A 12,777-nucleotide genomic window follows, 5' to 3' on the forward strand; every position below is an offset into this window, starting at 1 on the left:
CCCGACGTCCCTGAGGACCGACTCCTCCGCACCCGGGTACCGGAAGTCCGCGCTCCGCACCTCCAGATGCCCCCGGCGGCCGAGCTCGGTCACCGGCTTCACCGGCGGGACCACGCTGGACTCGGTCGCGAGGACCTCCTCGATGCGCTCGGCACAGACCTCGGCCCGCGGCACCATCATGAACATGAAGGTGGCCATCATGACCGCCATCACGATCTGCATCAGATAGGCGAGGAACGCGGTCAGCGCGCCGATCTGCATGCCGCCGCTGTCGATGCGGTGCGCGCCGAACCAGACGACCGCCACGCTGGAGATGTTCACGACGGTCATGACCACCGGGAACATCAGCGCCATCAGCCGGCCGGTCGCCATCGAGACGTCGGTCAGCTCCGCGTTGGCGCCGCGGAACCGCTCCTCCTCGTAGTCGTCCTTCACGAACGCCCGGATCACGCGGTTGCCGGTGATCTGCTCGCGCAGCACCCGGTTCACCGTGTCGAGACGCTCCTGCATCGTCCGGAAGAGCGGCCGCATCTTCCGCACGATCAGGGAGACCGAGACCGCGAGGACCGGCACCACGGCGAGCAGCACGCCCGAGAGCGGCACGTCCTGGCCGAGGGCCATCACGATGCCGCCGACACACATGATGGGCGCGGAGACCATCAGGGTGAACGCCATCAGGACCAGCATCTGGATCTGCTGCACGTCATTGGTGGTACGGGTGATCAGCGAGGGCGCGCCGAAGTTCCCCAGCTCCCGCGCGGAGAACGACTGCACCCGGTCGAAGACCGCGGCACGCACGTCCCGGCCCAGGGCGGACGCGGTGCGGGCGCCGTAGAACACGGCCCCGATGTTGCAGACGACCTGGACGACGGAGACGCCGACCATCAGGGCGCCGAAGCGCAGGATGTATCCGGTGTCCCCCTCGACGACACCGTTGTCGATGATGTCCGCGTTCAGGGTCGGCAGGTAGAGGCTCGCGGAGGTCTGCAGCAACTGCAGCAGCACGAGCAGTCCGATGGGTTTTCGATAGGGCCCGAGGTGGGTTCGGAGAAGTCTTATGAGCACGGCTCCACTATCGCCCGCACGCCCGGGACGTTACGACTCGTTTCGGGGTGCGGGGCGAGCCCTGGGGAAGACTTTGCGAACGCCCGCCCGGGTACGCGGGCCGGGCCCCGGGCGGCGCTACGAACCGGGTGGGCCCCGGCCTCCCGGCGGCGCTACGAACCGGGCCCGGCCCCCCGGGCGGCGTCACGAACCGAACGCGCCCGGGTGGAGCTGGTCCCGCGTCGCCACGTACTGCTGCCGCACCGCCCGGCCCGAGGGCAGGTCCTCGCCCGGCTCCAGGATCTGCGCGGCCGCGCCCTGCCAGGCCGGGGGAGTGGACGGCGACAGCGTGCCCCGCGCCACCCCGAGGGCCCAGGCGGCCTGCCGGGCCGCGCCGAGCGCCGCGTAGTCGGCCGGCTGGGGCACGACGACCTGCGCGCCGAACAGCGCGGGCGCGAGCGCCTGCACCGCCGGAAGTGCGGCCGCGGCACCGAGCAGGAACACCCGGCGCACCTCGACACCGCGTCCGCGCAGCACGTCCATGGCGTCGGTGAGCGCGCAGAGCATGCCCTCGAACGCCGCCCGCGCCAGGTGCTCGGGCTTCATCGACTCGCGCCGCAGCCCGCTGAGCGTGCCCGCGGTGTGCGGGAGGTTCGGGGTCCGCTCGCCCTCCAGATAGGGCAGCAGGACGAGGCCGGAGGCGCCCGGTGTCGACTTCAGGGCCAGCGCGGACAGCTCTTCGAGGGAGTCGACGCCCAGCATCTCGGCGGTGCCGCGCAGCGCCCGTACGGCGTTGGAGGTGTGGACGACGGGCAGGTGCATGCCGGTGGCGTCGGCGAAGGAGGTGATCATGCCGCTGGGGTCGGCGAGGGCCTCGTGGTGGACGGCCATCACGGAGCCGGAGGCGCCGAGCGAGACCACCGCGTCCCCGGGGCCGAGCCCCAGGCCCAGGGCGGCTGCCATCGTCTCGCCGGTGCCGGCGGAGATGAGGAGCCCCTCGGGCGTGGTGCCGGCCGCGTCGGCCGGGCCGAGGACCTCGGGCAGCACCGCCTGGTGGCCGAGGGCCAGCTCGACGAGATCGGGGCGGTACGTGCCGGTGCGGGCCGACCAGTAGCCGGTGCCGGAGGCGGCGCCGCGGTCGGTGGTGCGCCGGGCGGGCCGGCCGAGGAGCTGCCAGACCAGCCAGTCGTGCGGCTGGAGGACCATCGCGACCCGCCGGGCGTGCTCGGGCTCGGTACGGGCGAGCCAGCGCAGCTTGGCCACCGGCTGCCCGGCGCCGGGCACGGAGCCGACGGCCTCGGCCCAGGCCTGGCGGCCGCCGAGCGACTCGACGAGGTCGGCGGCGGCGATCTGGGCCCGCTTGTCGTTGCGGACGAGCGCGGGCCGCACCAGGCCGCCCTGCGCGTCGAGCGGTACGAGTCCGTGCTGCTGCGCGGACACCCCGATGGCCTGCACGCCCTCCAGGAGCCCGCCGGTGGCGGCCTCCCCGAGCGAGAGCAGCCAGGTCTGCGGGTCGACGTCGACGGCCTTGGGTTCGCCCGGGTGAGGGGCGTATCCCTGCCGCAGTACGGCACCCGTGTCCGTGTCACAGACGACGATGCGTGTGAACTCCGCTGAGCTGTCGAGTCCTGCGACTATCCCCATGACACTTGATTCTGCCGCACGCGGGGCGGTTCAGGTGTTGCTGGTGCCCCAGTCGTCGTCCTCGACCTTCCCGTTGGCCCCGCCGCGCCCGGACAGCGCGTGGAACCGGTCGGTCACCGAGGACGGCAGCCTGTCGCCCACCTTGTCGCCCACGACGTGCGCGGCCTTGCCCGCGACCTGCCGCCCGGTCTGGGCGGCGGACTCGGCGGCGTTGCGCACGGCCGGGTTCTGCGCGAACCCCTTCGCGGACTTCTTCATCTGCTCGTAGCGCTCGCGTCCGGCCCGCGTGCCGACCACGTAACCGAGGGCGAGTCCTACGACGAACGTCAGCTTGTATCGCATGGCCACCACCTTCCCTGGAGAGCTTCCCTGATGCATCCACGACGCATCGCCGGTGCCCAGGTGGTGCTCACGGCGATACCGATTGGCGGAGCACCCCCCTGCTTGCGCTAATGTATGTGTCGCAGCGAGCAACCGCCCGCCCGGAGCATCCGGAGTGGGTACGTTCGGTGCAACGCAGCAATCCCCTGTAGCTCAATTGGCAGAGCAGCCGGCTGTTAACCGGCAGGTTACTGGTTCGAGTCCAGTCGGGGGAGCGCGATCCCCTGTAGCTCAATTGGCAGAGCATTCGGCTGTTAACCGGAGGGTTACTGGTTCGAGTCCAGTCGGGGGAGCGGAACGGAAAAGGACCCTTCGGGGTCCTTTTTCGCGTCCCGGGGAACCATGCGGAGCGCGGTGCGGTCTTCATGGTCGAGCAGAGCCGATCTTCCGGAGCAGGAGATCGTATGAGCGGCTATGCTGCGGCAGACGGCGCGCACACATGTACGCGCCTCACCGTTCGGGGCGGTAGCTCAGCCGGTTAGAGCAGCGGACTCATAATCCGTCGGCCGTGGGTTCGAGTCCCACCCGCCCCACAGAGCAGAAACGTCGTGACCAGGCACTTCACCGGTCAGACGTGAGTACGAAGGGTCTTGGCAGCCCGTCCTAAGCAGGAAAGCACACCTGATTGGACAAAGATTGGACGCAGGTCACACGACGCGCTCGAACCCCTCGTTTGGCGCATCAGTGAGCCCGTCCCGCGTCACCTGCGGCCCCTCGGCAGGGTCCAGAGCCGCGTGATCAGCGGCACATTTCCCCGGAGGGCGTGAGCTGCCGTTCGCGGAAGCCGGCGTCGAGCCAGGCTGCGGCCGGGGGACGACCGAGCTGGTGGTCTCGGCCTCGTTGTCCAGGAGCTGCGGGAGGACCGCCGTGTAGGTGTCGGATGTGACCTGGAAGCTCTTGTGACCCAGTCGCACCTGGACGACCTTCATCTTTGCCCCGCCGAGCAGGGCCAGTGCCGCTGACAGGTGCCGGGTGTCGTGCAGTCGGATCGGAGGCAGCCCAGAGAGCTCGACGAGCCGATTGAACCTCCGGCTCATCCAGTCCGGGTGGAGGGGCTTGCCGTCCTCGTGCACCCAGAAGCGGTCGCTCTCGACGTAGGCGTGGGCCTCACTCCATGCCTCGCGCTCCTTCGCGCGCGTCGTGTCGAACTCCACCCAGAGCTCGGCGGTGCCGGTGTCGAGGGTGACGGTGCGGACGCTGTCCTGCTTCGGTGCCTCGTCGTAGACCCGGTAGGCGACTTCGACGACCTGCGCCGAGATTCGGAAGTACTGCACCGGTGAGTACAGGCTGACCTCCGACGGGGGCAGTGCGCACATCTCCCCGCGGCGCGGTCCCCTGAAGATGAGCCCGTTCCACAGCCCGACGAACCGGTCGGACGCGATGAAGGCGAGGAAGTCGGCCGTCTGCTCCGGAGTCCACACCATCACCGGGGACGGCCTCTGGCCCGTCCGCTTCCACTCGTCGACGCGTTCCGGCGTCCAGACCAGCGCCGTGGGCTTCTTCACCGGCGGAAGCTCCACCATCTTGGCCCAGTTGGTGGTGTAGTCGCCGCGCTTGATGACGTCCGACATGAAGGACTTCAGAGTCGCGAGGATGCGGTGCAGCGTGTTGACCGAGGTGATCTTCCGCCGCCCCTTGCTGCCCTCGCGGAGTGCCGCGTTCGCATCCAGATACGCGCCGCGCCTGAAGCGACGCTCCTCCGTCTTCCCGGAGGCCCTGACCCACGCCGTGTGTGCCGCGTCGCGCGCCTCCGTCAGTTCGACTATGCGCGCGTGGTGCAGAAGCCGCTCGGCGTTCTCTCGCTCGATCGCCGTGAACATCGCCTCGATGTGCCGGAGCTTGAGGTCGCGCCGCTTGATGTGCCCGAGGTGGGGCCTGAGGTACAACCGGATGTGATCCTCGTACCCGTGAGTCGTCGTGCGCGCGAGCCGCTTCTTGCGACCGATCCACGCGTCCAGGTCCTCGGCCACGGTGGCGTCGCTGAGGATGTCGGTGCCCTTGACGGCCTCCCGGTAGAGCTCGGCCGCCTTCTTCAACGCCGCGTCCTTGGTGGCGAACCCGAACCTGCGGACACGGCGCCGGTCACCGTTCTCACCGGCCTCCAGCTCGAAGTAGAGGCTCCACTTTCCGTGCTTCTTCTCCTTGAGCTTCGGGCAGGTGGCTCCGATGTTGCGCTGCTTCGGCTTGCCTGAGTCATCCAGGACCGGGGCGCCGTCCTCGCCGATCACCGGCTCCTGGCAGACGCAGTAGCGCGTGTAGGAGGGGTTGAACTTCTCCATCACTCTGGGGTCCTCGCTCCTTGTCCCTCTATGACGGTCCACGGTGAACCGTGGGGACATCTTGCCCCAACACTCCAGTGTTGGCGTATCCTTAAGTCACGTTGGCGTGGGGGAGAACGCGACAACGGGATGACAACGGAAAACGCCGTAGTTGTAGGCGCCAGGGCCAGTCAGATGACCTTGGACGAACTGCTCGCACTGCCGCCCACGGTGAACGTCACCACGGCTGCACGGGCGCTCGGGATCGGAGTCCACAAGGCATACGCCCTGATCAAGGAAGGGACCTTCCCCGTGCGAACGCTTCCGCTGGGGAGCACGGTGAAGGTTCCTACCGCTGCGTTGTGGAGCGTGTTGGAGGTGACGCCGCCGACGCGCTGATGATCGCGGGCCGACCCGAACAACTCTCCTAGGCCGCAGCCCCCGTACGGGGCTGTGGCCTAGGATCGGGCGGCTACACGCGTACGAGAAGAACGGACGACCATCGAATGCCTCGGCTCTACGGTTTTGACGACCAGTCGCGTCAACGGCTTCGCGACGACGAGGTGGAGCCGACCCGCCAGATGGTTAGCCGGGCCCTGGCTGGCGCTTCGAACGCCGACGTTGCCGCTTGGGCCAACGGTGAGGGCTACCGAGGGACCCTCGGTGGGGAGTGGAAGGACGCCTCCGTCGGCCGTCTCTTCCGAAACCCGGCCATCGCCGGGCTCCGTCGTGAGGCGAATGGCGAGCTTGTGGACGCCGGCCACCCCGGCCCGATCACCCCCGAGGAGTTCCACGCCTTGGAGGAGCGTGAGAAGGCCCGGAAGACGGCTGCGCCGGGCGACGTGCATGACTACCTCCTCAACGATGAGGCGAGCACGTGCGGCAACTGCACGAAGGCTCTCCAGGGTGCGCGTACGAACTCGGGTACCCCGGGGTACCGCTGCCGCCCAAAGGACAAGAACGGGCGCGGTGGGTGCGGAGAGGTCCGAATCGACGCCGAGCTGCTGGAGAACTACGTCGGCGAGTACGTGGTGGCCGAACTCCTCAAGCCCGGCATTCGCGCGCAGCTTCTCCGCGCGCAGGAAGCCGTCAAGGAGCAGGTCAAGCAGCTGACGGCTGACATCGCCGACCTTGAGGGACGGCGGAATGAAGCCGCCACGCTCTACGGGCAGCGGCAGATCAGCAGCGAGGCCCTCGTCATCGCCGACGGCGAGCTGACGAAGACCCTCAAGGAGACACGAAAGCGGCTCCGGTACGCGGAGCAGATGGCGAACTTCAAGCTGGGGAGCGCCACCGACCTGGTGCGCTGGTGGAACACTGCGCCGACGGCCTCCAAGAGGGCGATCACTCTTCTCCTCTTGGAGGCCATCGTCGTGTACCCGGCACGCGCGCGGGGTGTCCGCACGATCGAGCCTGGCCGCGTCGTCCTGCACTGGCGCAAGATGGGCGGCGCGTCAGACGGCTGAGACGGTCACCTTCCGCGCAGCGATCCGCCGTCCGACCATCGACATCGTCAGGCCGGTGATCAGGGCGACCACTGCCAGGCCGGCCAGGACCGGGGAGACGATCTCCTCGGTCTCCAGCGACCACGGGTGGCCGAGGTAGCGCGTGACCAGGTAGGAGCCCTTGCTCAGGGCGTATGCGACGCCCAGCATCGCCGCGACGGCCGACATGGTGAGCCCTCGCGCAGTCCAGAGGTGACCGCCTCGACGCATGGACAGAGCCATCCCCGAGCACAGGAAGACGATCTCTCCACAGGTCACCGCCACGTAGGCCAGATAGACCATGAGGTACACGGTGACGCCGGGCGCGGCGGCGTGCGCGGTGGTGAACTCGATGGTCTCGTCCGTGGTCGCGACGAACAGCGGGAGCATGGCGGCGAGTACGACGACTGCGAAGGCGATCCGCGCGTAGAGGCTGGCCTTGAGGACTTCCCGCGTGTACGACCAGTCCACCAGCATGAGCTGGAGGCTGCCACACCACAGGACCGCGCAGATGTGGGCGCCGATCTTGGCCGCGTTGTTCATGCCGGTCGCGGACTCGACTGCGGACTCGACCGCAGGAACGGCGAGGAGAACCCCGAGGGTGCACACACCGAACGCGATGGTTCTGGCCACGCGTGCGATGCGGTAGTCGGCTCGGTCCTGCTGGCGCCAGGCTTCACGGGCGGAGAGCACGGTGCCCGTCAAGCCGAAGAGGGTGCACAGGCCGAAGACTATGCCGTCCATGTCGTTCTAGGGTCCTTCCAGGTCGGAGGCGGCCCGTTGGGCTGCTTCGTCGAAACTGAGCCGGCGCCGTCTACCAGGCCGTGGGGCCTCGGGGACGGAGGGCAGGGGTTCGGGAATCTCGGGGACTGTGAGGTTGCTGCGGCCGTGCCGTGAGCGGATCTCACGCGCGGCCTCCAGCAGCTCACTTGCCCCTTCCGGCCCCAAGTCGTGAATCAGGCGTAGGGCTTCACGAACCTCGGGGTATTCCTCGTAGACCGTCAGCGAGGTCAAGCCGTTGTATCCGGGGAGCAGGAAACTTACCGGAGTTTCAAAAGCCCGTGCGATCCCGAGGAGCTGGGACAGTTTCGGGTCCGTCTTCTCCCCGGTCAGCAGCTCGTTGACGACCTGGTGGGTCATGGCCGGTTTCCCGCCGGCCTCCTGGGCTGTCGCTGCGGCGATGGCGCGCGTGCTGAGTGTTTTCCCGGCCTTGTCGCGCTTCCTGCCGAGCAGCAAAGCCAGCTTGCTGGCGAGAGGTACCTGCGGGCCGAGCGACGGCATCTGGTCGTAACTCCTCTAAGTCTGTCAACTCCAGCCAGGGTGATGGCGAGTGGAGGCTTTCAATGTCTTCGTTTGTTGACAATACCGGGTGGTCCGAAGCAAGATCTATAACGGTTAAAACACGAACGCTTACCTAGCGTGTGGGCGTCGCCCCCTGCCCTCTGGGGAGGAGGTCAGGGTGACGCCTTCTCTTCGGGCCTTGAGGTGTGCCGCAATCTCTGTTGTGTAGGGATCTAAGGATGGGCATGCTCGGGCGGTACGGCGTCACGACGCAAAGAGGTACGGGTGGGGATCGAAGTGGGGCGAGTGTTGGCTCGACTGGCGGAGTCCGGGGGCGAAGAGAACGCCGCCCTGGATGAGGGGCTGGCGTGCGAGGTGCTGGGGGCGCTGGCGATCGTGAACGCCGAGAGAGTCGGTCGGCAGGTGCGTTCAGGTGGGGTGGGGGGCTGCGGTGGGTAAGACGTGGGGCGCGAACCCTCGGGGTTCGCGCCCCACGTCTCTGACCTGGGAAAACTTCAGAATTTTGTGGACTCCCACCCTGGATGCATATAGAATAAAAGCAAGAAAGGGGGGGGGAGACCCCACCCGCTGACCTCTTGGAGACGACATGCCTCACAAGTACCAGACCCTGAAGATGCGCCAGATCACCCGCAATGAGGACCAGCCGCGCGAGACCTTCAACGAGGAGGCGCTGAACGAGCTGGCCGCCTCGATCAAGCAGCACGGCCTGCTCCAGCCGATAGTCGTCCGCAAGGCCGAGCAGGGCTACGAGCTCGTCGCCGGCGAGCGCCGCTTCCGCGCCAACGCGATCGCGGGGAACATCACCATCGAGGCCAAGATCCTCCTCGCCGACGGCGACGCCGAGATCAGCGACCTCGACAGCTTCAAGAAGGCCATGGCCGAGAACCTCAACCGCGAGGACATGCTCCCCATGGAGGAGGCCCGCGGCTTCAAGCGGGTCCTGGACGACGAGCACGACGGCGACCCCGACAAGGTGCCCGCCGTCGCCGAGACCTTCTCCAAGTCGGTCCCCTTCGTCAATCAGCGGCTGACCCTGCTCAACCTGCGCCCCGAGATCCAGGCCGCCGTGGACGCCAAGCACATCGGCACCCAGGCCGCCGTCCAGATCGCCGCGCTCTCGCCGGGCAACCAGAAGGCCGTCTTCGACGACTGGAAGAAGGGCGACAAGACCGACAACCAGCTCGTCCACATCGCCTACGCCATGCGCAAGCAGGAGAAGGCGGCGAAGCAGGACTCCATGGTCGACGTCGAGGAGATGACGCCGGAGAAGAAGGCCGAGCTCGGCCGCGCGCAGGCCAAGACCAAGAGCGACCTGGACGCGATCGAGCACATGTGTGAGCTGCTGGGCGGCATCGCCAAGACCGACCCGATGGAGCTGGCCCGCATGCTGGACGGGCAGGTCGGGAAGCGACTGGAGCAGATGGACCGGGTCGCCGAATACGTTCAGAAGGCCCGCTGGCAGCTCAAGCAGGCCAAGGCCCACGCCGACGCCAGCGAGCTGATGGTCAGCCCCGACGCGGCCGCGCCGGACCTCGTCGGCGATGCGGCGGCCGCGCTCGCCCGACTGGAGCCCGCGGGAGCGGACGCCTCCGAGCAGGCCGGCGCCCCCGCCCAGGGCGAGCCCGCCGCCCCGGAGGAGGACCAGGGCGAGGCCGTCGCCGAGACGGACATTAGCCCGCAGGCCGACATCCAGCAGCAGGAGAACACCCAGGAGGCCGACCCCGCCGTCGAGCCGGAGCAGGAGGACGCCGACACCAGCGCCGAGGGCGAGCCGGTCGACCTCGCCGCCTGACTCACCCACCCGGGGGCGGCCCGTCAACGGGCCGCGCCCTCCTGCTGCTTGGAGATCTCCCTGGTGAAGCGGCCCCCGGTGATCAACGGTCTCAATACCTGGCCCGACGACGGCACGCTGCCGCCGCACATATGTCGCCTGTGCGATACCGACGGCGAGCAACTCGCCTCCGCCATCTGCGTGGTCTGCGGCTACTGGGTCTGCGAAGCATGCGACGGCGGAACGGACCCCACCACGGGCGACGCCGTCTGCGACGACCACAAGGACCACCCGCTCGCCGCCGACTGCACCGAATACGCCTAGGAAGGAACCTATGATGCGGATAGATCCCGACGTTCTTGAGGTCATCGGGTCGGCGACGGCCAAAGGCCCCGCCCTCTACCTGCCGGGCCAGCTCGACGTCAAGCTCTACCAGCGCGTGAACCTCGCCCTCGGCGCGGTCGGCGGCAAGTGGAGCCGCAGCAAGCAGGCCCACCTCTTCCCCGTCGACGCGGCCGACGCGGTGGCCTTGCTCCTGAACACCGGAGAGGTGACCACCGACGATGAGCGCGGCTGGTACCCCACTCCGGCGCCCATCGTCGACCGCCTCCTGGAGCTGGCCGACCTCACCCCCGGATACGAGGTCCTGGAGCCCTCGGCCGGACGCGGCGCGATCGCCGGGCCCGCCGCCGCCCGCGGGGCCGTCGTCGACTGTGTCGAACTCGACCCGAGCCGCGCCGACCACATCCGCGCCGACGGCTACGCCCGCAGTGTCACCACAGCCAACTTCCTGACGGTGCCGGTGAACCGCCAGTACCAGCGCGTCATCATGAACCCGCCGTTCGCCGACCGCCAGGACATCCGCCACGTCGAAAGGGCGCTGCGCTTCCTCCAGCCGGGTGGCCTGCTCGTGGCCGTCATGTTCGGCAGCCTGACCTTCCGCCAGGACCGAACCAGCCGAGACTTCCTCGCCCGCGTCCGGGAGGCGCGCGGCACGGTCACCGAGCTACCGGACGACGCCTTCCCGGCACTCCGGATCCGCACGGTCGTCACCGTCATCCCCGTGCGCGAAGCCCCCGCCGCGCCCCGCTTCAACCGGCACGCCCCAAGGCCCGAGGACTTCAACGCGCGGCCCCGAACCGCCCAGCAGGCCCTGTTCTTCACCGGCGAAGAGACCTCACACGGCACGGCATCCCTGGACGGCTACGGCCACGGAGAGCCGGCCCAGGGGCATCGAGATCAGAGCGAAATATAGATCCCAACACTGAACAGTGCTACGGTCTATCTCGTTGGAGGGAACGGCCACAGCCGAGGAACCGGCCCACCGACTGCCGTGGCATGCGGCATCCCCTCGGTGCCTGACGGGTGGCCAATCCCCCGCGCCCTACCCGTCAGGCACCGGCTCCGCACCGACGCGAAGCCACCTGCCGCGCCACAACCACGCACGCGAGCGGACCCGCCCCGGCCCAGGCCGACGGCGGGTCCACGTGTACCCGGGAGCGCCATGACCTCGCAGGACTTTCACGGCCACGCCGACGAGTACGACCTGTACCGCCGCCTCGTCGCCGAACGGGATGGCAGGCCAGCCGTGCCCGCCTGCGACCGCGGACCCGACTCCTGCTGGAGCCGTGAGCCCGACCCGGACGCCGCCCGGCATCGAGCGGAACTCGAAGCAGCCCTCTATACGCGCATAGGAAGCAGAGCAGCATGAACGAGCAGCAGACGACCGAGAAGAACGAGCCCACCCCGCCCGTGCCGGGCGCCGTGTGGTGCGAGTCGTGTGACGCCTGGTGCCTGCCCCCCGGGATCTGCCGCTGCAACAACCGCTGATCTCCACGTACACCGAAGCGGGCGCCCACCTCGGGCGCCCGCTTCGTTTGCTCAGCTCGTCAGGACTCGCTCAGTGCGTCGGCATCGAGGACACGTCGACCATCACCCGCCTCTTGCGCTGCGACACGCTCTCTTGGCCGAGCTTGGCCCCGGCATGCCGCAAGGAGTCGAGCACGATCGCGGCCAGAGCCTTCGCTTCGTCCAGATCGTCAGCGGAGACTTGAACCCGCGTCGGAGCCTTCTGGACCGGCGTCTCCTTCTCCGGGATTCGCTCGGGCATGTGCGGCGGACGGCCGAAGAGGACCTCGGCACGGAGGATGGACGGGGCAAGGGGGCTGCCCGCCAGGAGCTCGTCCGTCATCTTCGAAGCCTGGATGAGGCAGTACGCCACATGAGTCAGTGGCGCGTGGTCATCATCCGGCATGCGAAGGCTGATCTTGTCGTCCTCCTCGTGTCGGAACCGGCTCGATCCGGTCGACGAGGGATGCACGTCTGCCGACATCAGCCGGTAGGCGACGTAGGTGTCTTGCTCGCCGTAGAGCTGGGTCAGGCGCAGGAACGAGGAGTACTCGTTTCGAAGCGGGTGCTCGTCGCCCTTCGCCGGCAGCTCAGGCTTGCTGACCCAGTCGGGGAGCGTCCACTCCGCCTTCGCGGCTTCCTCGATCAGCTGAAGCTGGTTCTCCTGCCCCTCCTCCTCCCAGGCGAGAACCGTCTCGGGGGCACCGTCCAGCAGCCACTTCAAAGCCAGCGTGTGCTCGACTACCACCCGCGCAAGGGGAGTTGCCTCACTCGACAGCCCGGCATCGGCGAGCAGGGTCACTCCGCGCGCGGTGCGCGCGATCTTCCCCCACCAGCCGAAGGCCGCGAGGAAGGTGAGCTCATGCTCGGCCCTCACCGACACTTCGCGAGCCGCGACCTCGTCGAAGGCGTCGGCCAGTTCCTTGATCGTCAGAAGTGCCGCAGTCAGTTCCGCCGCGGTCTTCTCATCCCCTGCGCTCATGACGTACAGGCTGGCACAGCGCCGCCGACCGTCTAGGGTGGTTTTCCTGTAGGGCGCGGGGAA

Annotated in this window: 13 protein-coding genes and 3 tRNA genes; 9 read left to right on the top strand and 7 right to left on the bottom strand. The window is 68.4% G+C overall.

What is annotated here, in order from left to right; translation table 11 throughout:
- From E0F75_RS30565 to E0F75_RS30575, 3 genes are all read right to left on the bottom strand, one after another.
- Window positions 1-1,065 (bottom strand): ABC transporter permease (locus tag E0F75_RS30565; RefSeq protein WP_229314192.1); only part of this gene is annotated, 1,065 nt, incomplete at its 3' end.
- A gap of 183 nt (window positions 1,066-1,248) precedes the next feature.
- The gene (locus E0F75_RS30570) at window positions 1,249-2,688 is read right to left on the bottom strand and encodes an FGGY family carbohydrate kinase (RefSeq protein ID WP_229314193.1); all 1,440 of its coding nucleotides are present in this window, start codon (window positions 2,686-2,688) and stop codon (window positions 1,249-1,251) included.
- 30 nt (window positions 2,689-2,718) lie between these two features.
- The gene (locus E0F75_RS30575) at window positions 2,719-3,030 is read right to left on the bottom strand and encodes a YtxH domain-containing protein (RefSeq protein WP_229314194.1); all 312 of its coding nucleotides are present in this window, start codon (window positions 3,028-3,030) and stop codon (window positions 2,719-2,721) included.
- 181 nt (window positions 3,031-3,211) lie between these two features.
- Between E0F75_RS30575 and E0F75_RS30580 the strand changes: the two genes are divergently transcribed.
- The 3 genes from E0F75_RS30580 to E0F75_RS30590 all read left to right on the top strand — a co-directional run bounded on the left by E0F75_RS30580 (window position 3,212) and on the right by E0F75_RS30590 (window position 3,602).
- Window positions 3,212-3,284: transfer RNA gene (locus E0F75_RS30580), tRNA-Asn, on the top strand.
- 5 nt (window positions 3,285-3,289) lie between these two features.
- Window positions 3,290-3,362, top strand: a tRNA-Asn gene (locus E0F75_RS30585).
- A gap of 166 nt (window positions 3,363-3,528) precedes the next feature.
- Window positions 3,529-3,602: transfer RNA gene (locus E0F75_RS30590), tRNA-Ile, on the top strand.
- Between the two features lie 114 nt (window positions 3,603-3,716).
- On the opposite strand, the gene E0F75_RS30595 is transcribed toward E0F75_RS30590, so the two are convergent.
- Complete coding sequence (locus E0F75_RS30595; RefSeq protein ID WP_229314195.1) at window positions 3,717-5,348, bottom strand: tyrosine-type recombinase/integrase; 1,632 nt, start codon at window positions 5,346-5,348, stop codon at window positions 3,717-3,719.
- A 174-nt stretch (window positions 5,349-5,522) separates the two neighbouring features.
- On the opposite strand from E0F75_RS30595, the gene E0F75_RS30600 reads away from it, so the two are divergent.
- Together E0F75_RS30600 and E0F75_RS30605 are read left to right on the top strand one after the other, a co-directional pair.
- Window positions 5,523-5,726 (top strand): DNA-binding protein, encoded by a 204-nt coding sequence (locus tag E0F75_RS30600; RefSeq protein ID WP_229314351.1) that lies wholly within the window; start codon window positions 5,523-5,525, stop codon window positions 5,724-5,726.
- A 107-nt stretch (window positions 5,727-5,833) separates the two neighbouring features.
- Window positions 5,834-6,793 (top strand): recombinase family protein, encoded by a 960-nt coding sequence (locus E0F75_RS30605; RefSeq protein WP_229314196.1) that lies wholly within the window; start codon window positions 5,834-5,836, stop codon window positions 6,791-6,793.
- Here E0F75_RS30605 and E0F75_RS30610 read toward each other — a convergent pair.
- Complete coding sequence (locus E0F75_RS30610; protein ID WP_229314197.1) at window positions 6,782-7,555, bottom strand: hypothetical protein; 774 nt, start codon at window positions 7,553-7,555, stop codon at window positions 6,782-6,784. The genes E0F75_RS30605 and E0F75_RS30610 overlap by 12 nt on opposite strands.
- Window positions 7,556-7,561: 6 nt before the next feature.
- A complete protein-coding gene (locus tag E0F75_RS30615) occupies window positions 7,562-8,092 on the bottom strand; it encodes a hypothetical protein (protein ID WP_229314198.1) in 531 nt (176 codons plus the stop codon).
- A 607-nt stretch (window positions 8,093-8,699) separates the two neighbouring features.
- On the opposite strand from E0F75_RS30615, the gene E0F75_RS30620 reads away from it, so the two are divergent.
- From E0F75_RS30620 to E0F75_RS40160, 4 genes are all read left to right on the top strand, one after another.
- Window positions 8,700-9,905 carry a ParB/RepB/Spo0J family partition protein gene (locus E0F75_RS30620; protein WP_229314199.1) on the top strand — a complete coding sequence of 402 codons (1,206 nt, stop codon included), beginning with the start codon at window positions 8,700-8,702 and terminating at the stop codon, window positions 9,903-9,905.
- 48 nt (window positions 9,906-9,953) lie between these two features.
- Complete coding sequence (locus tag E0F75_RS30625; RefSeq protein ID WP_229314200.1) at window positions 9,954-10,208, top strand: hypothetical protein; 255 nt, start codon at window positions 9,954-9,956, stop codon at window positions 10,206-10,208.
- A gap of 10 nt (window positions 10,209-10,218) precedes the next feature.
- Entirely contained in the window at window positions 10,219-11,139 is a 921-nt protein-coding gene (locus E0F75_RS30630) for a hypothetical protein (protein WP_229314201.1), read from the top strand.
- A 452-nt stretch (window positions 11,140-11,591) separates the two neighbouring features.
- The gene (locus E0F75_RS40160) at window positions 11,592-11,714 is read left to right on the top strand and encodes a hypothetical protein (protein ID WP_267499774.1); all 123 of its coding nucleotides are present in this window, start codon (window positions 11,592-11,594) and stop codon (window positions 11,712-11,714) included.
- Between the two features lie 70 nt (window positions 11,715-11,784).
- Here E0F75_RS40160 and E0F75_RS30635 read toward each other — a convergent pair whose 3' ends face one another.
- The gene (locus E0F75_RS30635; RefSeq protein WP_229314202.1) at window positions 11,785-12,714 is read right to left on the bottom strand and encodes a DUF5677 domain-containing protein; all 930 of its coding nucleotides are present in this window, start codon (window positions 12,712-12,714) and stop codon (window positions 11,785-11,787) included.
- Window positions 12,715-12,777 lie beyond the last annotated feature (63 nt).

The sequence above is a fragment of the Streptomyces sp. CB02980 genome (assembly GCF_014451325.2).
Classification (GTDB): Bacteria; Actinomycetota; Actinomycetes; order Streptomycetales; family Streptomycetaceae; genus Streptomyces.

Coding starts and splice junctions, on each gene's coding strand:
- E0F75_RS30635 (WP_229314202.1), bottom strand. CDS start 12,714: ATGAGCGCAGGGGATGAGAAGACCGCGGCGGAACTGACTGCGGCACTT.
- E0F75_RS30570 (WP_229314193.1), bottom strand. CDS start 2,688: ATGGGGATAGTCGCAGGACTCGACAGCTCAGCGGAGTTCACACGCATC.
- E0F75_RS30615 (WP_229314198.1), bottom strand. CDS start 8,092: ATGCCGTCGCTCGGCCCGCAGGTACCTCTCGCCAGCAAGCTGGCTTTG.
- E0F75_RS30630 (WP_229314201.1), top strand. CDS start 10,219: ATGATGCGGATAGATCCCGACGTTCTTGAGGTCATCGGGTCGGCGACG.
- E0F75_RS30600 (WP_229314351.1), top strand. CDS start 5,523: ATGACCTTGGACGAACTGCTCGCACTGCCGCCCACGGTGAACGTCACC.
- E0F75_RS30620 (WP_229314199.1), top strand. CDS start 8,700: ATGCCTCACAAGTACCAGACCCTGAAGATGCGCCAGATCACCCGCAAT.
- E0F75_RS30575 (WP_229314194.1), bottom strand. CDS start 3,030: ATGCGATACAAGCTGACGTTCGTCGTAGGACTCGCCCTCGGTTACGTG.
- E0F75_RS30605 (WP_229314196.1), top strand. CDS start 5,834: ATGCCTCGGCTCTACGGTTTTGACGACCAGTCGCGTCAACGGCTTCGC.
- E0F75_RS30610 (WP_229314197.1), bottom strand. CDS start 7,555: ATGGACGGCATAGTCTTCGGCCTGTGCACCCTCTTCGGCTTGACGGGC.
- E0F75_RS40160 (WP_267499774.1), top strand. CDS start 11,592: ATGAACGAGCAGCAGACGACCGAGAAGAACGAGCCCACCCCGCCCGTG.
- E0F75_RS30595 (WP_229314195.1), bottom strand. CDS start 5,348: ATGGAGAAGTTCAACCCCTCCTACACGCGCTACTGCGTCTGCCAGGAG.